Raw genomic sequence first — 20313 nt, 5'->3', positions numbered from 1 at the left:
CAACCCCTGTGGGAGCTGGCTTGCCAGCGATAGGGCCAGTCAGTGCACTGCATAATTCAGATCAAACCACTGCCGCCCGCCGCTGCACGAACCGGTCGACATACTCATCCGCCGGCGAATGCAGGATCTCTCTTGGCGTGCCGACCTGAATCAGCCGGCCATCCTTGAGAATCGCAATGCGGTTACCGATGCGCACGGCCTCGTCGAGGTCGTGGGTGATGAAGACGATGGTCTTGTGCAGGGTCTTTTGCAGCTCCAGCAACTGGTCCTGCATTTCGGCGCGGATCAGCGGATCCAGCGCACTGAACGCTTCGTCCATCAGGATGATGTCGGTGTCCGCCGCCAAGGCGCGGGCCAGGCCGACACGCTGACGCATGCCGCCGGAGAGCTGGTGCGGGTATTTGTTTTCGTAGCCTTTGAGGCCCACGGTGTTGATCCAGTGCAGCGCGCGCTCCGAGCACATTTGCTTGCTCTCGCCACGCACTTTCAGGCCGTAGGCAACGTTGTCGAGCACAGACTTGTGCGGCAGCAGGCCGAAGCTTTGGAACACCATGCTGATCTTGTGTCGGCGAAATTCGCGCAGGGCGTCCATGTCGTATTGCAGGATGTCCACGCCGTCGACCAGGATCGCGCCGCTGGTCGGGTCGATCAGACGATTGAAGTGGCGCACCAGCGTCGATTTGCCGGAACCGGACAGGCCCATGATCACGAAGATCTCGCCGGTACCGATGCTCAGTGACAGGTCGTTGACCCCGACCACGCAACCGGTTTCGTTCAGCACCTGATCCTTGGTCTTGCCCTGGCCGACCATGGCCAGTGCATCTTTGGCGCGGTTGCCGAAAATCTTGAAGACGTTTTTGACTTCGATCTTGCTCACGGTTGCGTTGCTCATTTGCTCACCTCATGCCGTGGCCGACCGTACGCCTGAGTAATGCGGTCGATGACCACTGCGAGAATCACGATCGCCAGACCGGCTTCGAGGCCGCGTCCGACGTTGAGGGTCTGAATCCCGACCAATACGTCTTCACCGAGGCCACGGGCACCGATCATCGAGGCAATCACCACCATCGACAGGGCCATCATGGTGGTCTGGTTGATCCCGGCCATGATGCTCGGCAGGGCCAGCGGCAGTTGCACACCGAACAGCTGCTGCCAGCGGTTGGCGCCGAAGGCGTTGATCGCTTCCATAACTTCGCCGTCGACCTGGCGAATGCCCAGATCGGTCAGGCGAATCAGCGGCGGCGCGGCGTAGATCACCGTGGCGAAAATCGCCGGGACCTTGCCCAGACCGAACAGCATCAGCACCGGGATCAGGTAAACGAAACTCGGCATGGTTTGCATGATGTCGAGCAGCGGCATCAGCACCGAACGCAGGCGATTGCTGCGCGCCGAGAGAATCCCCAGCGGAATGCCGATCAGCACCGAAATGATCGTCGCGACCATCATCAGCGCCAGCGTCTGCATCAGCTTGTCCCACAGGCCGACGGCGCCGACGAGGAACAGCAGACCGACGATGACCGCGGTGGTCACGACTTTGCGCGTGGCATGCCAGGCGACCACACCGACGATCGCCAGCATCAACCACCACGGCGCCGCACGCAGCAAACCTTCGAGATTGACGATGGCCCACAGCAGGGTGTCGGAGATGTGGCGGAATACATCACCGTAGTTGGTGACCAGCGAATCGACCCAACCGTTGACCCAGTCGGCGATGGAAAAGGTAAAGCTTTCGGGAAACATAAGAGACTCTCAATCAAGGGGTTGCGATCAAGCGTCCGACTGCCGTTACCGGCAGCCGGATAAACTCAACCTACAAGGCCGCGTCGATTTTCTTGGCTGCGTCGTCGCTCACCCACGCATGCCAGACCTCAGGATGTTCCTTGAGGAAGATTTTCGCCAGTTTTGGCGACTCGATACGTTCCTTGGCCATGCGTCCCAGATTCTGGTTCAGCAGGTCGATCGGCAGGTTGACCTTTTCCAGCACGGCGACCAGTTCCGGGGCTTCGTCGTGAAAGGTTTTCGACAGGCCGACCTTGATGCTCACGGTCTTGTCGACGCCCGGTTTCTCTTCCAGTTTCACCGCGTCGATCTGGCCCATCAGCGGGGTTGGCGACCAGTAGTAGAACAGGATCGGTTCGCCACGCTTGTAGCTCGACAGCACCGCCGCGTCCAGCGCCGGGCCAGTGCCCGGGCGGAAGTTGGTGTAGCTGTTTTCGAGACCGTAGCTTTTCAGCATTTCGCTGTTATCGAGCTCGCAAGTCCAGCCGGCCGGGCAGTTGTAGAAACGGCCCTTGGACGGCTCTTCGGCGTCCTTGAAGATCGCCGCGTATTTGCCCAGGTCAGCGATGTTTTTCAGGTCCGGCGCTTTCGGCTCAAGCTTGCGTTTGGCGTCGCCTTCGATCACGTAACGCGGCACGTACCAGCCTTCCACGGCGCCGACGATCGGCGCACCGACACCGACGACCTTGCCGGCCTTCTCGGCCTTGTTCCAGACCTCGCTACGGCCGACCCATTCTTCGGCGAACACTTGAATATCGTTGCTGCTCAGGGCGTTCTCCATGGTGATGGAGTTGCCCGGCAGGCTGTCGGTCTTGCAGTCGTAACCTTTTTCCAGCACCACTTGCAGCACGTCGGTCAGCAGCATGCCGCTTTCCCAGTTCAGACCGGCGAATTTCACCGGTTTGCCCGATTCGCACCAGCCGGCGGCGTGGGTCGCACCGGCACTGGCCAACAGGCCCATGGACAGCAGTGTGGTGAGCAGGGTCTTGTTCGATTTCATTGTTTCGACGCTCCTAATCATGAATTGGCTTACGGCAGTCAAGAGGCATCCAGCCCTGTCCACGTCCAATCAGGCCTGCGCCGCAGCGCGCCCGGCCCCACTTTTTACAGGTGGTACAACGCTGTTCTGCTCGACCGGCAGAATCAGTTGATCGGGCACCGAGCCGTGCCATTTTTTTGCGCACACGTAGTAAAGGGCAGCAGGCAGCACCAGGCCGATGATCCAGGAAATATCCACGTCACCGAGGGCAGCCACCAGCGGACCGGTATAGAACTTGGTAGAGATGAACGGCAGCTGCACCAGCACGCCGAACACATAGATGCTGATACCGAGCAGGTTCCAGCGACCGTAGCGACCATTCGGATCGGCCAGGGCCGGAACGTCATAGCGCTCACGGGTGATGCAGTAGTAATCCACCAGGTTGATCGCGCTCCAGGGTGTGAAGAACGCGAGCAGGAACAGGATGAAAGACTTGAACGCACCGAGGAACGAGTGCTGGCCGAGCAAAGCGATCAGGGTTGCCGCACCGACAATGACCAGCACAAACACCAGACGCTGCATCCGGGTAACCGTCAGGTGCCCCTTGAAACCACTGATGATGGTGGCGATGCACATGAAGCTGCCATAAGAGTTCAGCGTCGAGATCGTCACCTTGCCGAACGCGATGCTGAAGTACAACAGCGCTGCAGTAGCACCGGTGCCGCCCAGACCGACGATGTAGGCCACTTCATGCCCGGCGAATTGACCGTTGGCCGAAGCCGCGGCGAACACGCCAAGCACCATCGCGACCTGCGCGCCGATGACCGAACCGGCGCCAGCGGCAAAGAAGGTTTTCACCGAGGAAATCTTGCTCGGCAGGTAGCGCGAATAGTCCGCCACATACGGGCCAAACGCGATCTGCCAAGAGGCCGCGAGGGACACCGCGAGCAGGAAGCTGCTCCAGCTGAAATGACGGATTTGCAGGAGCGCACCCACATCAACCTGACTGATCAGACGGCTGAACAGATAAACGAAAGCGATCACGCCAATTACGCTGGCAACCCGGCCGATCCAGTGGATCACCCGATAACCGAGCACCGTGACCACCACGATGACACTGGCGAACAGCAGGATGCCGACGGTGTCGCTGACGCCAAACAGCTGGCCCAGCGCCTGGCCGGACAACACAGTACCGGTGGCGGTGAAGCCCAGGTACATCAGGCACACCAGCACGATCGGGATTGCCGCGCCATAAACGCCAAACTGCACGCGGCTGGAAATCATCTGTGGCAGGCCTAGTTTCGGCCCTTGCGCGGCATGCAACGCCATCACCCCGCCGCCGAGCAGTTGACCGATCAACAGACCGATCAGCGACCAGAACACATCACCACCCAGCACCACGGCCAGGGCCCCGGTGACAATCGCGGTGATTTGCAGGTTGGCCCCCATCCACAGGGTGAACTGGCTGAACAGACGACCGTGTCTTTCCGCTTCCGGGATGTAGTCGATCGAACGCCTCTCGATCAACGGTTTGGTGCCTGCACGATCGGTGGTTACAGCCATGATTCAACCTCTGTGGATTGTTATTCTGGGTTGGTGCGTACGCCTGTAGGAGCTGTCGAGTGAAACGAGGCTGCGATCTCTTGATCTTAAAAAATCAACATCAAAAGATCGCAGCCTTCGGCAGCTCCTACAGGGGTTGTGCGTTATTTACCGGTAATCATCGGCAGGTTCAGCCCCTGCTCCTTGGCGCAATCGATGGCGATCTGGTAACCGGCATCGGCGTGGCGCATAACGCCAGTGGCCGGGTCGTTGTGCAGAACGCGCGCAATACGCTCGGCCGCTTCATCAGTACCGTCGCAGACAATCACCATGCCCGAGTGCTGCGAGAAGCCCATGCCGACGCCGCCGCCGTGGTGCAGGGAAACCCAGGTCGCGCCGCTCGCGGTGTTCAACAGAGCGTTGAGCAGTGGCCAGTCGGACACAGCGTCGGAACCGTCCTGCATCGATTCGGTTTCACGGTTCGGGCTGGCCACCGAGCCGGAGTCGAGGTGGTCGCGACCGATCACAATCGGCGCCGACAGCTCGCCGCTGCGCACCATTTCGTTGAACGCCAGACCGAGCTTGGCGCGCAGGCCCAGGCCGACCCAGCAGATACGTGCTGGCAGACCCTGGAAGCTGATGCGCTCGCGGGCCATGTCCAGCCAGTTGTGCAGGTGGGCGTCGTCCGGGATCAGCTCTTTGACCTTGGCGTCGGTTTTGTAGATGTCTTGCGGATCGCCCGACAGTGCAGCCCAACGGAACGGGCCGATGCCACGGCAAAACAGCGGACGGATGTAGGCCGGTACGAAACCCGGGAAGTCGAACGCGTTTTCGACGCCTTCTTCCTGCGCCATCTGACGAATGTTGTTGCCGTAGTCGAAGGTCGGGATGCCTTGTTTCTGGAATTCCAGCATGGCTTTGACGTGTATCGCCATCGACTGCTTGGCGGCTTTGATGACAGCGGCCGGTTCGGTCTTGGCGCGGGCGCGGTATTCGTCCCAGGTCCAGCCCGCCGGCAGGTAGCCGTTGAGCGGATCGTGGGCGCTGGTCTGGTCGGTGACCATGTCCGGACGTACGCCGCGCTTGACCAGTTCCGGGAGGATTTCTGCGGCGTTACCGAGCAGCGCGATGGAGATCGCCTTGCCTTCTTTGGTGTACTTGTCGATGCGTACCAGAGCGTCGTCGAGGTCTTTGGCCTGCTCGTCGACGTAACGGCTTTTCAGGCGGAAATCGATGCTGACCTGTTGGCATTCGATGTTCAGCGAGCACGCGCCGGCCAAAGTTGCCGCCAGAGGTTGGGCGCCGCCCATGCCGCCGAGACCTGCGGTCAGGACCCACTTGCCTCTGAGGTTGTCGTTGTAGTGCTGGCGACCGGCCTCAACGAAGGTTTCGTAGGTGCCTTGAACGATGCCTTGGCTGCCGATGTAGATCCAGCTGCCGGCGGTCATCTGGCCGTACATGGCCAGGCCTTTGGCGTCGAGTTCGTTGAAGTGTTCCCAACTGGCCCAGTGCGGGACGAGGTTGGAGTTGGCGATCAACACACGCGGGGCGTTGCTGTGAGTCTTGAACACGCCGACCGGCTTGCCCGATTGCACCAGCAGGGTCTCGTCGTCGTTCAGGTTGGTCAGGCTCTCGACGATCTTGTCGTAGCACTCCCAGTTACGCGCGGCACGACCAATGCCACCGTAGACCACCAGCTCTTTCGGGTTCTCGGCGACTTCCGGGTCGAGGTTGTTCATCAGCATGCGCAGCGGCGCTTCGGTCAGCCAGCTCTTGGCGGTCAGCTTGTTGCCGCGCGATGCACGGATTTCGACGTTACGAAACTTAGTAGGCTTATTGTCAGTCACGAAAAAGACTCCTCAGCGATCAATTCAAACCAACCCTGGCAGTGGGCAAGCAGCCTGTGCGCTTCGATGCGCGACAAGCGAATCAGTGGACGCTGCGGAGAGTCTCGAACAACTCATACGCATACGTCTTTACTTGTACATACAAGCATATGCAATCAAGCGGCCAACTTGTTGGAGGGGCATTCAAGAAAAATTGCGCGCAGTGCTGGAGCGCGCCTGAATCAAGGGTTCGGGCGTGGATGAAATTTTTCGAGGGGATGGTTTGGGGAGATCGAGGGATGTTACGTAAGTGGGGTTTTGCGCCACGCTGGGGCGTTCGGTAACAAGTTGGTGCGTGGTTGGAAACACCCCAAAAGCAAAAGATCGCAGCCTTCGGCAGCTCCTACAGGGTGTACATCAATCCCACTGTAGGAGCTGCCGAAGGCTGCGATCTTTTGACGTTATTTGAATCAGCGCGCAGTCAGTTCGATCACGCAGCACGGGGCATTCAAGGCGACTTCAACCAGCCCGCTGTTACCGTCCAATTGCAGGCAATCATGACGGCCAAGTTGTGCGGTCTTTTCACCGACCGCCACTTCCAGCAGCTCAGCGACATTGAACACTAAAACAGTCGAAGCCGAACTGAAAAACCGCTGTTCGCCATCAAGCCATTGCAACCGTGCGCTGTAACGCTGCGGCGCGTAGATCAGATTGAAGTCGCGAATTGCGCCGCCGAGCAGCGTGCACGACACCTGGCTTTCGCCGCTGAAGGCGAAGGGGTCGAGCGGTAACAGCGGCCGAGTATCGTCGCCATCAACGCACAGGGTCATGCCGTCACCCTGCAACACCGTAATCACTCGCTGATAGCCAGCGAATGTCGAAAAACCGCCCGACTCGGCAATGTCGGCGATCGACAGGCGCCAGCCGAAACCATCCAGACCGGCGCCCGCGTCACGGGTGATTTCTTCCGTGCTGCCGCCGCCGTTTTTCCACGGCATGCGTGGGTAGCCCTCGGCGCGCAAAACCTTAAGTGCACTCATTTATGCTCTCTATTTATGGAACCGACCTTCCAGACGATGGCGGGAACCCGGGTGAATCAAACGTGCGGCTGTTACTGGCTGACGCCCCGACCACGTGCGACGACGGATCAGCAGGCACGGCTCACCCTTCTCGATCTGCAGCAACTTGCACTCGGACGGCTCGGCGAGGATTGCCTCGACCACGTGTTCGCCCTCGGTCAGCGGCGCGACCTGGTTGAGATAGGCATAAGGCGTTTGCAGGGTGAAGTCCTGCTTGAGGTATTCCGGGGCGACCAGTGCGTTGACGAAACGGTCTTCGATTTGCACCGGAATATCGTTTTCGTAATGCACGATCAACGAATGAAAGACCTTCTGCCCTTCGCGCATGTCCAGCGCCAGCGCGCGCTCGGAACCGGCGGCCTCTTCTTCAAGCGTGATCACCTGGCAGGTGTGGCGATGGCCGCGCGAAGCGATTTCGTCGGCGATGTTGTGCACTTCGAACAGCGCGGACTGGCTCTTCGGTTCGGCAACAAACGTACCGACGCCTTGCATGCGCACCAGTAAACCGTCTGCGGTCATCTCGCGCAGGGCGCGATTGATGGTCATGCGGCTGAAACCGAGTTGATTGACCAGCTCGCTTTCGGACGGCACGCGGTAGTGCGGCGGCCAGTTTCCGCTGTCGATCTGCTGGGTGATCATCTGTTTGACGCGGGCGTACAAGGGCGCCGGACTGTCGCCCATGTTCGCGGCCAACGGGGAGACTGGAGGCGGAGTCGGCACGGTTGATCCCTGTTCATTGATGAAAGTGGCTAGCTTGCCGGAGTTTACCGGGCAGGCAAACGTCTGTATATGTATATACAAATAACACACGATGGGGTGCTGAACCATGTCCGCCTTCTTTGCCGAACGCGCGCTGCTGCCTAACGGATGGGCCAACCATGTACGTCTTGAGGTCAGCGCCGAGGGCCTGCTGACCCAAATTCAGGCCGATTCCACCGCAGATGGCGCCGAACGGCTGAACGGCCCATTGCTGCCGGGCATGCCGAATCTGCACTCCCACGCCTTCCAGCGAGCGATGGCAGGTCTGGCCGAAGTGGCCGGCAACCCCAACGACAGTTTCTGGACCTGGCGCGATCTGATGTATCGCCTCGTCGGAAAAATCAGCCCGGATCAACTCGGCGTGATTGCCCGTCAGCTGTACATCGAAATGCTCAAGGCCGGTTACACTTCCGTCGCTGAATTTCATTACGTGCATCACGACAGCAATGGTCAGCCTTACGCGGACCCGGCTGAGCTGGCCTTGCGCATCAGCCAGGCTGCCAGTGAAAGCGGCATCGGCCTGACCCTGCTGCCGGTGCTTTACAGCCACTCCGGCTTTGGCGGGCAGACGCCGAATGACGGCCAGCGCCGCTTTATCAACAGCACCGAAAACTACTTGAATCTGCAATCGCGCCTGCAACCGTTACTGGCGCAGCAAAAGGCGCAGTCACTGGGCCTGTGCTTCCACTCGTTGCGTGCGGTGACGCCGCAACAAATCAGTGAAGTATTGGCGGCAAGCGACAAACAATGCCCGGTGCACATCCACATCGCCGAGCAACAGAAAGAAGTCGATGACTGCTTGAGCTGGAGTGGTCGGCGTCCGCTGCAATGGCTCTACGAAAATACCCAAGTTGATCAGCGCTGGTGCCTTGTTCACGCCACCCACGCCAACCCGGAAGAAGTCACGCTGATGGCCAAGAGTCGCGCCATCGCCGGTCTGTGCCTGACCACCGAAGCGAATCTGGGTGACGGGATTTTTCCGGCGGTGGACTTCCTCGCCCAGGGCGGGCGCATGGGCATCGGTTCCGACAGCCATGTGTCACTGAGCGTGGTGGAAGAGTTGCGTTGGCTGGAATACGGCCAGCGCCTGCGCGATCAGCGGCGCAATCGCCTGTACGGCGCGGATCAGCCGATGGTCGGGCGCACGCTGTATGACGCGGCACTGGATGGCGGTGCGCAGGCGTTGGGGCAGCCGATTGGCGCGCTGGAGGTTGGCAAGCGTGCCGACTGGATTGTGCTCGATGGCAATGATCCATATCTAGCGACGGCCACGGGGGACGGGATTTTGAATCGCTGGTTGTTTGCCGGCGGCGATCGCCAGGTGCGCGATGTGCTGGTCAACGGCCAGTGGGTCGTGCGTGATGGCCGCCATGCCGGGGAAGAGGACAGCGCTCGCGCGTTCACCCAGGTCTTGCGTGACCTTTTAGGCTGACACAAAACAAAAATGTGGGAGCGAGCCTGCTCGCGAAAGCGGTATATCAGCAACATTTTCGTTAACTGACACGCCCTCTTCGCGAGCAGGCTCGCTCCCACATTTGATTTGTGGTGGTCTTTAGTTCGAGGTCTTGGCCATCTGCCGATCCGACGCGCGCCAGATCAGGCGCGTGGTGTCATAGCCCTGCTGACGTGCCTTGCTCAGCAGCTCCTCACGCACCACACCATTGACGGTCGGCGTGCGCGACAGCAACCACATGTACTTGCGACTCGGGTCGCCGACGATGGCGGTCTTGTAGTCATCGCTGACGTACAACACCCAGTATTCGCCTTTCGCCACACCCGGAATCAGCCGCGAGAACCAGGTATCGAATTCGACCCAGAGCTTGTCGGTCTTGCCCGGCACCTGTGGATAAGCCGTGCCCTTGGCCTCTTCCCATTGCCAGTCCGGGGTCAGGCAGCGATTGAGCACCGCGACGTTACCGTCAGGCTTGAGGGTGTAATGGGCTTCGGACTGCGCACAATTGCGCTGGAAGTACATCGGCAAGCGCGCCAGCTCGTACCAGGTGCCCTGATAGCGCTTGAGATTGACGCTGTTGACGGTTTTCGGCGCCAACGGGTCGACGCCGGAAGTGGCGCAGCCGGCCAGTACCAGGCCGGCAAAAAGGATCAGCAATAACCGCTTCATTTTTCTTCTCCGTGGGCGCGAAGCCCCGGTTTACTTCAGGCCTTGGCCGGAAAACATCAGCACTTTGTCACCGGCGTACTGCACGCTGATAAAGCTGTTCTTGTCGCCCCAGGTGCAACTGGACATGCCGAGCGCGCCCGAGCAATCGGTGGGCTTGCCGAGCAGAGTCTCGACTTCGGCCTTGGCCATACCGGCCGAGAGCTTCGAATAGTTTTCCTGATTGACCTTGCTGCATGCGGCCAACAGCACGCAAAACGACAGAAGGGCGAGAGATCGCAGCGACATGGTGTAACTCCTGAAACGAGGGGGGATGGCATGGTGCCAACCAGAAGCTTAGAAGAGAAAACCCTCATCTGGTTCCGTGGCGGGTCGGCTATTTATTAGCCCGCTCGTCTGGCATTCGCCGATAAATCAGACACTTTGTAACGCTATTGAGCATTTCGTCGCATTTCGCCAAAGACGCCTAATCTTTGGCGCACCGCAGTCGACATAAAAGCAGCGCAAAGCCCCCGAGTGTGGCAAATTGCCGCCCTTTCTTGACCAGTCCCTTCGCGGTAGTTCATTCGATGACCAGAAACATGAAATTCAGCCACAAGATCTTGCTGGCTGCCGCCCTCGTGGTGGCTATCGCGTTCGCCTGTTTCATTTTGTTCAACGACTATCGACAGCGCCAAGCGCTGAGCAGCAGCACCGAAGCCTCGATGCAGGAACTGGGCAGCCTGACCACCAGCAACATCCAGACCTGGCTGGAAAGCCGCATTCAATTGCTGCAATCGCTGTCGCAGCAAGTGGCCATCGACGGTAATGCCCCCGCCAGCCTGAAGCGCATCATCGACCTGCCCGCCTACACCGGCAATTTCCAGCTCAGCTATTTCGGCGGTGCTGACGGCATGATGTTCTCGGTACCCGCCGGCAATCGCGCACCGGATTACGATCCGCGTGCCCGTGGCTGGTACAAGGCGGCCAACAGTGCGCAGCAGACCATCGTCACCGAACCGTACATCGCCGCGTCCTCGGGCAAACTGGTCATCACCGTGGCCACACCCGTGCAGCGCCAGGGCCAGATGCTCGGCGTCGCTGGTGCCGACATCGACCTGACCAGCGTCAGCGCGATCATCAACTCGCTGAACTTCGGCGGCCACGGCCACGCGTTTATCGTCAGCGCCGACGGCAAAATCCTGATCCACCCGGACAGCAAACTGGTGCTCAAGACCCTCGCCGAGGCCTATCCGAATGGTGCGCCGAAAGTCAGCCCGGGCCTGAAAGAAGTCGAGCTCGACGGCAAGACTCAACTGATCTCCTTCACCCACGTCAACGGCGTGCCATCGGCCGACTGGTACGTGGCGCTGGTGCTGGACAAAGACACCGCGTTCTCGATGCTCAGCGAATTCCGCACCTCGGCGCTGATCGCCATGGTGATTGCCGTGGTGATTATCATCGCCCTGCTCGGCATGTTGATCCGCGTGCTGATGCAGCCACTGCTGACCATGGGCCGCGCCATGCATGACATCGCCGAAGGTGAAGGTGACCTGACCAAACGTCTGGTGATTCACGGCAACGACGAATTCGGCGCGCTGGGCACCTCGTTCAACCGCTTCGTCGAGCGCATCCACACCTCAATCCGCGAAGTGTCGTCGGCCACCGGCCAGGTCAACGAAGTCGCTCTGCGCGTGGTCGCGGCTTCGAACTCGTCGATGTACAACTCCGACCAGCAAGCCTCCCGCACCAATAGCGTCGCTGCCGCGATCAATCAGCTCGGCGCCGCCGCGCAGGAAATCGCCCAGAACGCCGCCCTCGCCTCGCAGCACTCCAGCGATGCGCGCAGCCTCGCGGTCGACGGCCAGCAGGTTGTGGATAAAACCATCCACGCCATGCAGCAGCTGTCGGCGAAGATCAGCGATTCGTGCGGCAACATCGAAACCCTGAACAGCAACACGGTGAACATCGGCCAGATTCTCGAGGTGATCACCAGCATTTCGCAGCAGACCAACCTGCTCGCACTCAACGCCGCGATCGAAGCGGCGCGGGCCGGGGAAGCGGGTCGTGGTTTTGCCGTGGTCGCCGATGAAGTGCGTAATCTGGCGCACCGCACTCAGGATTCGGCGCAGCAAGTCCAGAAGATGATCGAAGAGCTGCAAGTCGGCGCGCGGCAGGCAGTCAGCATCATGACCGAGAGCCAACGCGAAAGCGAAAGTAGCGTCGGCATCGCCAACCAGGCCGGTGAGCGTCTGGGCAGCGTGACCCAGCGTATCGGTGAGATCGACGGTATGAACCAATCGGTGGCCACCGCGACCGAAGAGCAGACCGCTGTGGTCGAGTCGATCAATGTCGATATCAACGAGATCAACACGCTGAATCAGGAAGGCGTGGAGAACTTGCAGGCAACGCTGCGGGCGTGTTCGGATCTGGAGCAGCAGGCGGCGCGGTTGAAGCAGTTGGTGGGTAGTTTCCGCATTTAAGCGGCGCTGCTTTTGGCGCCTTCGCGAGCAAGCTCGGCCCTACAATGGTTCTGTATGGTTCACAGATATCCAGTAGGAGCGGACTTGCCCGCGATGGCGGCATCAGAGACGAAAGAATTTGGAATTGAAACACGCTCGTCTGCTCGAACTGACACTCGACTGAATTAAGACTAAACTCAGTCCCATTCAATTTAGCGGGGCTCAACCATGAAGCTTTCATCGCAAATCAAACCCATCAGTTACCTGAAAAGTCACACGGCCGAAATCGTCAAATCAATCACAGAAAGCCGCGAGCCGCTGGTAATCACTCAAAACGGTGAAGCCAAGCTAGTGGTGATGGATGTGAAAAGCTTTGAAGAGCAAGAAGGCACGATGGCCTTGTTGAAACTGTTGGCGATGGGGAATCGGGAGATTGAGGAAGGCAAGTTCAGTGATGCTGAAGATGTTTTTGCCGAATTGGACAAGGCCGATCATCAATGAGTTTAAAGGTCGTCATTCTCCAGTCCGCACAAACAGATCTCAAAGAACTTCGCTCCTACCTCGTCAAACAGTTTTCATTCCAAATTTGGCAAAGCACTTATGCCGATCTCAAGACTGCGATTCTCGGCCTCGCAGATCTGCCTTATTCAGGATCAATCCCCGAAGAAATCGAGAAACTCAATCTCGGCCAATACCGCCAGATTGTTTTGGGAAGGAACCGGATTATTTATGAGGTGCGAGAAAAAACGGTTTTCATCCATATCATTGTCGATACGCGAAAAAGCCTACCGGCACTGTTGATGAAACGGCTTCTACGAGGCAATCCTTGATTTAGAACCGTGATCCAGGCTGATCGAGAAATACCAGTTCCTCAGCCGTAGACTCCCGCCCCAACACCGCATTGCGATGCGGAAACCGGCCAAACCGCGCAATCACTTTCCGATGCCGCTCGGCATAATCCAGATTATCGGCAAACACCGCCCGCTGCGTCTCTGGCTGTTCAGTCACCAGCTCGATAAACCTGGAAACCGCCTCATTCTGCACCGCGAGGTTCTCGCAGTGTTCGAACACCAGATAAATGAATACACGCTGGATCGGTTTCAACTGCCGATCGAAATCCGCCGCAATGCCTTGGGCAACGAGTTTCTGCGCACGCAGATCACCGGAAAAGGCTTTGGGGCTGTCGCGAAAGATCATTCGCGGCAGTTGATCGAGTAGTAACACCACCGCCAGCCAACCTTCGGGACATTGCGTCCACTCGGTCAATTCACCAGCTAAAGCCTGATCGACAAAGACCCCGAAACGCGTCTGCGCTTCGAGGTCTTGGCTGTCTCGCTTACCGAACCACAACTTGCCCTTGTCAGCCGAGATCTCGTCGGGGGATTCGGCGTGTCCGAACCACCAATCGAGCAACGGCTGCCAGGGCGCGATCATGGTTTATTCCTTGTGGTAGGCCGTCGCGCGGGCGACTTCTTCTTTCGAACCGAGGAACACCGCTACACGCTGGTGCAGGCCGTCCGGCTGGATGTCGAGGATGCGCTGATGACCGTCGGTGGACGCGCCGCCCGCTTGTTCCACCAGGAACGACATCGGGTTGGCTTCGTACATCAGACGCAGTTTGCCTGGCTTGGATGGCTCACGGCTGTCGCGCGGGTACATGAACAGACCGCCACGAGTCAGGATGCGGTGTACGTCGGCAACCATCGCCGCGACCCAACGCATGTTGTAGTTCTTTTTCAGCGGACCTTCTTCACCGGCCAGCAGCTCGCCAACATAGCGCTGTACCGGGGCTTCCCAGTGACGCTGGTTGGACATGTTGATGGCGAATTCCTGGGTGGTTTCAGGAATGGTGATGTCTTCGTGGGTCAGGACGAAGCTGCCCATTTCGCGGTCCAGGGTGAAGCCTTTGACGCCGTCACCGAGGGTCAGCACCAGCATGGTTTGCGGGCCGTAGATCGCGTAACCGGCGGCAACCTGCTGGGTGCCTGGCTGCAGGAACGCTTTTTCGTTCAGCGGCTCGTTCTGGCTCAGGTATTCGTTCGGGCAACGCAGTACCGAGAAGATGGTGCCGACCGGGGCGTTGATGTCGATGTTCGACGAACCGTCCAGTGGGTCGAATACCAGCAGGTAGGCGCCTTTCGGGTATTTGCCCGGGATCTGGTAGGCATTGTCCATTTCTTCGGACGCCATGCCGGCCAGGTGACCGCCCCACTCGTTGGCTTCGAGCAGGATCTCGTTGGAGATCACGTCGAGCTTCTTCTGCACTTCGCCTTGGACGTTTTCAGTGCCCATGCTGCCCAGCACACCACCCAGGGCGCCTTTGGACACGGCGTGGCTGATCTCTTTGCAGGCACGCGCCACCACTTCGATCAGGAAGCGCAGATCGGCAGGAGTGTTATTGCTGCGGGTCTGCTCAATCAAATAGCGACTCAGGGTAACGCGGGACATGGACGGCTCCGGTGGAATGGGGGGCTAAAAACCCGCGCAGTTTACAGGGAGTCTGAAAACGTAGCGAGCGAAGACGCCCGGTAACGTGCGTTGGGGTGTATTTGCCTGTATGAGACGTGATTGTCGGTGGAGAGTTCAGGTAGCGGGTTTAGCGTAGACGGGTTCGGGACGGGTGGTGGTTGAGTGATAGCGGCAGTTTGAGGATTTTTGATGATTGATCGGTCGTCATCGCTGGCAAGCCAGCTCCCACAAGGACTTCGGTCGTTCACCTATTTCGTGTACACCCAATAACCTGTGGGAGCTGGCTTGCCAGCGAATGGCGCGCAGCGCCAGCCATTCTCAGGTGTTGGTCGGCGGCTTGCGCAACAAGCTGAACGCCATCGCCCCAAGAAAAACCACACTCAACAACAACACCGCCCACAGGCCGATCTTCTTCCAGTTGGTCTCAGCCACCGCCGCCGCTGAAGCAGTCGAAGTTTGCGCGACAACCGCCTCCCCCTGAACCGCAGCCTTACCCAACGCCGCCAGTTTCTCCGGTTTGAAATCCGGAATCAGCGTCGCCAACGGCAGATTCGCCGTCCTCACGCTCGGATTACCCAACGCCAGACTGTACGGCCCCTCCCCGCGCGCGAGGAAAATCACCTGCGTCGCCCGCACCGCATATTTCAGACTCGGCGCCTGCTCGCCCAGACCACCGCCACGCTCATCCACGCTCAGCTTCAACTGCTGCACAGTCTGCCCGTAGAGCTGCAATTCGTTCTGCACCACATCCTGGCCATTCTGGGTCAGGCGATACAGCAAGCCATTGCCCAACGTCTGCCACGGCAAGCTGCTTTCGCGACGTCCCGCCAGCGTCACCGGCGCCAGGCTGTTCGGCTGTTTCAACTCAACCTGCACACGCTCGACGTTCAAGCCCATCGGCAATTGCCAGGTGTATTCCCCGGCCTTGGAGCTGCTGCCGGCCAATGCCGGCGACCAGACCAACGGCAGCGGAACGTTGCGCGGATCACTGCTTTTCAATTGTGCCGCCGTCAGGATCGGCGCCGAATTCGGCGACTCCCACAGCAACCGCACATAACGCGCCGATTGCCCCGGCAGTGTCACTTCGTGCTGCTCGATGCGCTCATCGGAAAAGGTCAGCCGTGCCACCTGCCCTTCGCCCCACGCTTGCCAATGCTGCAGGTCGTCGCTGGCTTCGATGCTGAAGCGCTGGAAGCCGTCACGCTCGCTGGTCCAATCGAGGATCAACTGCTGCAACGGCGCCTTGATCGCACTGGCATCCAGCAGCCAGCCACGCAGCACCTCTTCACCCGCCTCCAACTGGCTGGACGGCTGCACCTCGACCAGCGTGCCGTTGGTGGTCGATTGCACACGCACGTTCGGCGCGCGTTCGCTGGCGTCGGCGGCGTTGTACAGCGGGAACCATTTCACCTCATGCAACTGGCCCTCGTCGCGGGTCTGCGCAGACTCGCGCGCCAAGGCGTAGGCCTGCGCTTCCCCAGCAGCATTGAACACCCGCAAGTCACTGAGATCAGTCTGGCGCGCTTGCAATTGCACGCTCAACGGCAATTCGAGGCGATACCACGGACCGTTGCCGCTTACCGCCAGCGGCACCTGCGTGGCGAAGTCCGCCGGTTTTTCCTGAGCGCCGGCCGCCATCACCACGCCCAACGCCAACCAACCCAGATTTCGCATGCGACTCAAGATGAAACTCCTTCGGTGTCCGGGGCCGGTTTGTCAGCCGCCGGTTCAGCGTCGACGCGTTTGGGCGGCAGCGGCGCAAAATAGCCGACCACCAGCAGCAATACGCCAACGCCGATAAACGAGACGATCCGGGCGAGGCCGCCACGGTTGCTCAATTCGACAAAAATCAGTTTGGCCACCACCAGCGCAATCAGCGCCGCGCCGATCAGCCACACCTCGCGGCGATGACGCAGGTGCCCGCCGATCATCAGCCCCAACGCCATCAGCGTCCAGACGATCGACAACCCGGCCTGCACCAGCATAGAGGCGAGCAGCGTGTCCAACTCGAACGGGATTCCCGCCCAATGGTGTGCCGCGCGGGTCACCAGCGCAGTGCAGAAAGCGAACAGCGAAACCCCGGCGACCAGTTGCGTCGCGTATTCGGCATAGTCCTGGCGAATCGACAGCTGCGAAACCGCACTGCGCGACCACACATAAACACCAAACAGCGCGAACAGCAGCCCCAATTCCAACGGGTTGAGCAGCGGCACATAAGGCAGCGGTTCGGCGTTGCCGTCACTGACGCCATTGGCCAGCCAGAACCACGCCAGCATCAGCACCGCCAGCGGCGCCGCAGCGTACAAGCGATACTCGCGGGCAAAAGCCGTCACCGGCCACGGCCAGCTGCGCGGTGCCGCCGCCAGCAACAGATAAACGCTCGGCAGAATCGCCCAGCCCAGCCAGCGCCAGGCGTTGTATTGCTCGGACAACAGCAGCAGACCGTAGCGCAACTCCAGCGCCAGCACGCCGATCAGCAGCCAGCAGCCGAGCACATGCGCCGCGCTCAAGGCGCGCGCCGGCAACATCGGCGCCAGACGTCGCAGACTGACGAAGTGCACGGCGAACACCGCCGTCCATGCCAGCCAGCCAAAGTCGGCCGCCGGGTGATAATGCGAATGCCAACCGGCGAGCAATACCAGTGCCGCAGCCGGAATCAGCAAAGTGCAGAGCAAGCCCAGCGCCGGCCATTTCAACCGCAGCGACAGTAGCGTCCACAGCGCCACACTGAGCGCCGCGACCAACAGCAACAACGTGCCTTGCAGAGTCGGCGAAGCAAACCGCAGCACCTCACTGATCCACGCCAACGCCCACCAACCGGCGCCCCACACCAGCAGTACTTCGGACAAGCGCTGCAGACTCAGCGCATCGAATGCTGATGCGTGGTTGCCCAGTTGCAGGCGCCAGGCACCGATCATCGCCGCCAGGCCCAGTACCAGCGGCGTCCAGAATCCGCCATGGGCCAACGGTTTCAGGCCTTCGCTGGACATTGGCCCGAGCAACTCGGGGCCGGCCAGCAAAAACGCCGCGCCACCAATCACCTGCAACAGCAGACCAAAGACAAAACTTACGCGTTGCTTGAGGTACAGACTCAGCCAGATGATCAGCAATCCACTCGCGGCCCACACCGCACTCGCCGTTTGCCACGGCAGCACGAACAGCACTGCCAGATTGATCAACACCAGACCGGCCAGCAGCACTACCGACAGACCGCGCAGCAGACGCACATCGCCGCGCACCATTTCATCGCGAGCCGCCAACAGCATGCCGGCGATCAACGCCAGACCGATCAACGACGCGCTGAGCAAACCGCTCCAGCCGGCGCTGAACACTGCCGCCGACCCCTCGCCCGCGCCTTGCAGACGCAGCAGGAACAACGCGCCGCCAAGCAACTGCACGGCAAACGCGCAGAACAGGAAGGTACGCGACTGGATGCGCAGACCGACAAACAAAGTCGCCAACCCGGCCAGCGCCCAACTGATCGCCGTGGCCTGAACGAAAAAGAACAGCGGCGCCAGCAGGTAGAGGAAGGTCAGCCCAAGGCACGCCAATACCGGCAAGCCTTGACGCTCCCAAGGTGAGGCCTGTTCCGGCGAGGCCTTGCGCAGTTGATAGAAGCTGAACAGCAACGCAATCCCGAGCATCAACGCGCCCAGCGGTGCACCGTCGAGCAGACTGCTTTCGCCGACGCGTAACTGACTGAGAAACGCCAGCGCCGAACCCAGTTGCAGCAGCAAGGCAAAGGCCCGGGCGAACGGCCGATGCTGACGCAGACCGAGCCAGAAAATCCCTGCACCTTCCACCGCCCATGCGGCTGAAGTCCAGCGCGCATCCAGCCCCAGCGGGATCGCTAGGCTGGCAAAAATCACTCCGAGCGCCAGACAGGTTTCGCCCAGCAAAACCGCACGGCCACCCATCAACACCTTGGCCAGTGCCATGTAAATCATGCCCAGCGCCAGCGCACTGAATGCCGCCGCGAATTCCAGGTGCTGGATCAACGCGAACTGCAACCCAAAGCCAATGATCGGCGGGCCAAACAGCATCGTGCCGTCGACGTAATCGCCCTTGCGCGCAGACCAGTGCAGCAGCGCCTCGCGGTCGTCCTCCGCCGGGGCATCGGGCATGTCGAGCAATTTGCGTCGGGCGAACAGCAGGCCGATGGCGAGGTACATCAGGAAGAACAGAATCAGGAACGGCTCGGTGCTCCACAACAGCTCCGGCGCATACGAACGCAAACCCCAGGCGAAACCGATGCCGAAGGTGCCGACGAAACCAATCAGGTTGAGCAGGCGCCAGGCCTTGAACCAGGCGATGGCGAGAATGCCGGCGTTGAGCAGCGCGAAATAACTGAACAGCGCGACGTGGTTGCCAGCGCCGGTCGAGGTCAGGATCGGCGCGGCAAACCCGCCCAGCGCAGCCGCTGCGGCAAGTCCCAAAGCATCCTGGGTAATGGCGAGAATCGCCGAGAAAACCGTGACCGCCACCAGCAGGCCGAGCGCAGCGGATGGATCGAGCAACGGGTGCAGACGCATCGCCGCAAACACCGTCAGATACAGCACCGCAATCCCGGTGCCTTGCAGCATCAAGGCGTAATTGCTGTTGCGCCGCCGCAGCCACCAACCCAGCGCGAGCAGACCCAACGCTGCCGCCGCGACACCGGCGTAACGCAATTCGATCGGCACGACCATGCCTTCAGTGGCGTAGCGCAGCAGGAACGCCAGCCCGAAGAACAACAACACCACGCCGACCCGCAGCACCGTGTTGCCGCCAAACAACCAATTGCGCGCGGCGCTGATGCCGCGTTCGATCAGGTTCGGGCCACGGGGTTCGACGGGCGCTGGCGGTTCGGGGGTAACGTCGTTGAGGCGCCAGACATCGGCGGGCAGGGCTTGACTGGTTTCGCTGGCAACGGCGGAAATCGGTTCGAGCTCGGGCGGCAGCTCCCAGATCAGCTCGGGCGCCGGGGATTCTTCGGCTGTTTTGACGGGTTCTACAACGGGTTCGGAAACGGGCGCCGCACTCGGTGGCGACGCGCCGCGAACCGGTGCGCCTTCGAGCAGAAACAGACGCTGTTCGACGCCCTGCAAAGCGACCTTCGCCTGCTCAAGTTGACGCTGCTGCTCCGTCGCCTGCGAGCCTAGCCGCGCGATGCGGATCGTCTGCCCGATCACCAGCCCCAGCAACGCGCCCAACAGCGCATCACTGAACGACTCGTCGAGCAGCCAGCCGAGCACCAGCCCGATCAACATGAACATCCATTGCATGGTCGATATCCCTAAGCGCAAAGGCCAATCCGGGAAGATTAGCGCAGCCTGACCCA

The 20313-nt window shown here is 60.2% G+C and carries 17 protein-coding genes and 1 pseudogene; 5 read left to right on the top strand and 13 right to left on the bottom strand.

Going from position 1 to position 20313, the window contains the following annotated elements; translation table 11 throughout:
- Positions 1–61 precede the first annotated feature (61 nt).
- From M9827_RS00345 to hutC, 7 genes are all read right to left on the bottom strand, one after another.
- Positions 62–892, bottom strand: coding sequence for a quaternary amine ABC transporter ATP-binding protein (locus M9827_RS00345; protein ID WP_123449374.1), 831 nt, complete (start codon positions 890–892; stop codon positions 62–64).
- The gene (locus M9827_RS00340) at positions 889–1740 is read right to left on the bottom strand and encodes an ABC transporter permease (RefSeq protein WP_007949591.1); all 852 of its coding nucleotides are present in this window, start codon (positions 1738–1740) and stop codon (positions 889–891) included. Before M9827_RS00340 ends, M9827_RS00345 begins: the two co-directional genes overlap by 4 nt.
- Positions 1741–1810: 70 nt before the next feature.
- On the bottom strand, positions 1811–2779 hold the full coding sequence (locus M9827_RS00335; RefSeq protein WP_250602810.1) for an ABC transporter substrate-binding protein: 969 nt from the start codon (positions 2777–2779) through the stop codon (positions 1811–1813).
- 69 nt (positions 2780–2848) lie between these two features.
- Complete coding sequence (locus M9827_RS00330) at positions 2849–4321, bottom strand: purine-cytosine permease family protein (RefSeq protein ID WP_250602809.1); 1473 nt, start codon at positions 4319–4321, stop codon at positions 2849–2851.
- A 143-nt stretch (positions 4322–4464) separates the two neighbouring features.
- The gene (hutU, locus tag M9827_RS00325) at positions 4465–6147 is read right to left on the bottom strand and encodes a urocanate hydratase (RefSeq protein WP_250602808.1); all 1683 of its coding nucleotides are present in this window, start codon (positions 6145–6147) and stop codon (positions 4465–4467) included.
- Between the two features lie 449 nt (positions 6148–6596).
- Positions 6597–7166, bottom strand: a complete 570-nt coding sequence (locus M9827_RS00320) for a HutD/Ves family protein (protein WP_250602807.1) — start codon at positions 7164–7166, stop codon at positions 6597–6599.
- A 9-nt stretch (positions 7167–7175) separates the two neighbouring features.
- Positions 7176–7886, bottom strand: coding sequence for a histidine utilization transcriptional repressor HutC (gene hutC / locus M9827_RS00315; protein WP_163013658.1), 711 nt, complete (start codon positions 7884–7886; stop codon positions 7176–7178).
- Between the two features lie 145 nt (positions 7887–8031).
- On the opposite strand from hutC, the gene M9827_RS00310 reads away from it, so the two are divergent.
- Complete coding sequence (locus M9827_RS00310; protein ID WP_250602806.1) at positions 8032–9396, top strand: formimidoylglutamate deiminase; 1365 nt, start codon at positions 8032–8034, stop codon at positions 9394–9396.
- Between the two features lie 120 nt (positions 9397–9516).
- Here M9827_RS00310 and M9827_RS00305 read toward each other — a convergent pair whose 3' ends face one another.
- Both M9827_RS00305 and M9827_RS00300 read right to left on the bottom strand, forming a co-directional pair.
- Positions 9517–10086 carry a lipocalin family protein gene (locus M9827_RS00305; RefSeq protein ID WP_093430049.1) on the bottom strand — a complete coding sequence of 190 codons (570 nt, stop codon included), beginning with the start codon at positions 10084–10086 and terminating at the stop codon, positions 9517–9519.
- 30 nt (positions 10087–10116) lie between these two features.
- The gene (locus tag M9827_RS00300; protein WP_034152995.1) at positions 10117–10371 is read right to left on the bottom strand and encodes a lipoprotein; all 255 of its coding nucleotides are present in this window, start codon (positions 10369–10371) and stop codon (positions 10117–10119) included.
- A gap of 281 nt (positions 10372–10652) precedes the next feature.
- On the opposite strand from M9827_RS00300, the pseudogene M9827_RS27895 reads away from it, so the two are divergent.
- From M9827_RS27895 to M9827_RS00285, 4 genes and pseudogenes are all read left to right on the top strand, one after another.
- Positions 10653–11687: pseudogene (locus tag M9827_RS27895) on the top strand (HAMP domain-containing protein); the annotation flags it as partial.
- A 93-nt stretch (positions 11688–11780) separates the two neighbouring features.
- Entirely contained in the window at positions 11781–12545 is a 765-nt protein-coding gene (locus tag M9827_RS27890; protein WP_371260421.1) for a methyl-accepting chemotaxis protein, read from the top strand.
- A 207-nt stretch (positions 12546–12752) separates the two neighbouring features.
- Entirely contained in the window at positions 12753–13025 is a 273-nt protein-coding gene (locus M9827_RS00290) for a type II toxin-antitoxin system Phd/YefM family antitoxin (RefSeq protein ID WP_158832480.1), read from the top strand.
- Positions 13022–13354 carry a type II toxin-antitoxin system RelE/ParE family toxin gene (locus M9827_RS00285; RefSeq protein WP_250602804.1) on the top strand — a complete coding sequence of 111 codons (333 nt, stop codon included), beginning with the start codon at positions 13022–13024 and terminating at the stop codon, positions 13352–13354. The genes M9827_RS00290 and M9827_RS00285 overlap by 4 nt, the downstream gene beginning before the upstream one ends.
- 1 nt (position 13355) lies before the next feature.
- On the opposite strand, the gene M9827_RS00280 is transcribed toward M9827_RS00285, so the two are convergent.
- The 4 genes from M9827_RS00280 to M9827_RS00265 all read right to left on the bottom strand — a co-directional run bounded on the left by M9827_RS00280 (position 13356) and on the right by M9827_RS00265 (position 20257).
- Positions 13356–13958, bottom strand: a complete 603-nt coding sequence (locus M9827_RS00280) for a DUF924 family protein (protein ID WP_250602803.1) — start codon at positions 13956–13958, stop codon at positions 13356–13358.
- 3 nt (positions 13959–13961) lie between these two features.
- On the bottom strand, positions 13962–14972 hold the full coding sequence (locus M9827_RS00275) for a class 1 fructose-bisphosphatase (RefSeq protein WP_250602802.1): 1011 nt from the start codon (positions 14970–14972) through the stop codon (positions 13962–13964).
- A gap of 339 nt (positions 14973–15311) precedes the next feature.
- Positions 15312–16676, bottom strand: a complete 1365-nt coding sequence (locus M9827_RS00270; RefSeq protein WP_250602801.1) for a DUF3999 domain-containing protein — start codon at positions 16674–16676, stop codon at positions 15312–15314.
- Positions 16673–20257 (bottom strand): DUF2339 domain-containing protein, encoded by a 3585-nt coding sequence (locus M9827_RS00265; protein WP_250602800.1) that lies wholly within the window; start codon positions 20255–20257, stop codon positions 16673–16675. The genes M9827_RS00270 and M9827_RS00265 overlap by 4 nt, the downstream gene beginning before the upstream one ends.
- Between the last annotated feature and the right edge of the window lie 56 nt (positions 20258–20313).

The organism is Pseudomonas sp. AKS31 (genome assembly GCF_023634765.1).
In the GTDB taxonomy this organism is placed as follows: Bacteria; Pseudomonadota; Gammaproteobacteria; order Pseudomonadales; family Pseudomonadaceae; genus Aquipseudomonas.
This window is presented reverse-complemented; position numbering and strand designations above follow the sequence as displayed.

What these genes read in the sequence shown, in the direction of transcription:
- M9827_RS27890 (WP_371260421.1), top strand. Translation starts at nt 11,781, where the DNA reads ATGTACAACTCCGACCAGCAAGCCTCCCGCACCAATAGCGTCGCTGCC.
- M9827_RS00335 (WP_250602810.1), bottom strand. Translation starts at nt 2,779, where the DNA reads ATGAAATCGAACAAGACCCTGCTCACCACACTGCTGTCCATGGGCCTG.
- M9827_RS00330 (WP_250602809.1), bottom strand. Translation starts at nt 4,321, where the DNA reads ATGGCTGTAACCACCGATCGTGCAGGCACCAAACCGTTGATCGAGAGG.
- M9827_RS00305 (WP_093430049.1), bottom strand. Translation starts at nt 10,086, where the DNA reads ATGAAGCGGTTATTGCTGATCCTTTTTGCCGGCCTGGTACTGGCCGGC.
- M9827_RS00345 (WP_123449374.1), bottom strand. Translation starts at nt 892, where the DNA reads ATGAGCAACGCAACCGTGAGCAAGATCGAAGTCAAAAACGTCTTCAAG.
- M9827_RS00280 (WP_250602803.1), bottom strand. Translation starts at nt 13,958, where the DNA reads ATGATCGCGCCCTGGCAGCCGTTGCTCGATTGGTGGTTCGGACACGCC.
- M9827_RS00285 (WP_250602804.1), top strand. Translation starts at nt 13,022, where the DNA reads ATGAGTTTAAAGGTCGTCATTCTCCAGTCCGCACAAACAGATCTCAAA.
- M9827_RS00310 (WP_250602806.1), top strand. Translation starts at nt 8,032, where the DNA reads ATGTCCGCCTTCTTTGCCGAACGCGCGCTGCTGCCTAACGGATGGGCC.
- M9827_RS00300 (WP_034152995.1), bottom strand. Translation starts at nt 10,371, where the DNA reads ATGTCGCTGCGATCTCTCGCCCTTCTGTCGTTTTGCGTGCTGTTGGCC.
- M9827_RS00340 (WP_007949591.1), bottom strand. Translation starts at nt 1,740, where the DNA reads ATGTTTCCCGAAAGCTTTACCTTTTCCATCGCCGACTGGGTCAACGGT.
- M9827_RS00320 (WP_250602807.1), bottom strand. Translation starts at nt 7,166, where the DNA reads ATGAGTGCACTTAAGGTTTTGCGCGCCGAGGGCTACCCACGCATGCCG.
- hutC (WP_163013658.1), bottom strand. Translation starts at nt 7,886, where the DNA reads ATGGGCGACAGTCCGGCGCCCTTGTACGCCCGCGTCAAACAGATGATC.
- M9827_RS00290 (WP_158832480.1), top strand. Translation starts at nt 12,753, where the DNA reads ATGAAGCTTTCATCGCAAATCAAACCCATCAGTTACCTGAAAAGTCAC.
- M9827_RS00275 (WP_250602802.1), bottom strand. Translation starts at nt 14,972, where the DNA reads ATGTCCCGCGTTACCCTGAGTCGCTATTTGATTGAGCAGACCCGCAGC.
- M9827_RS00265 (WP_250602800.1), bottom strand. Translation starts at nt 20,257, where the DNA reads ATGCAATGGATGTTCATGTTGATCGGGCTGGTGCTCGGCTGGCTGCTC.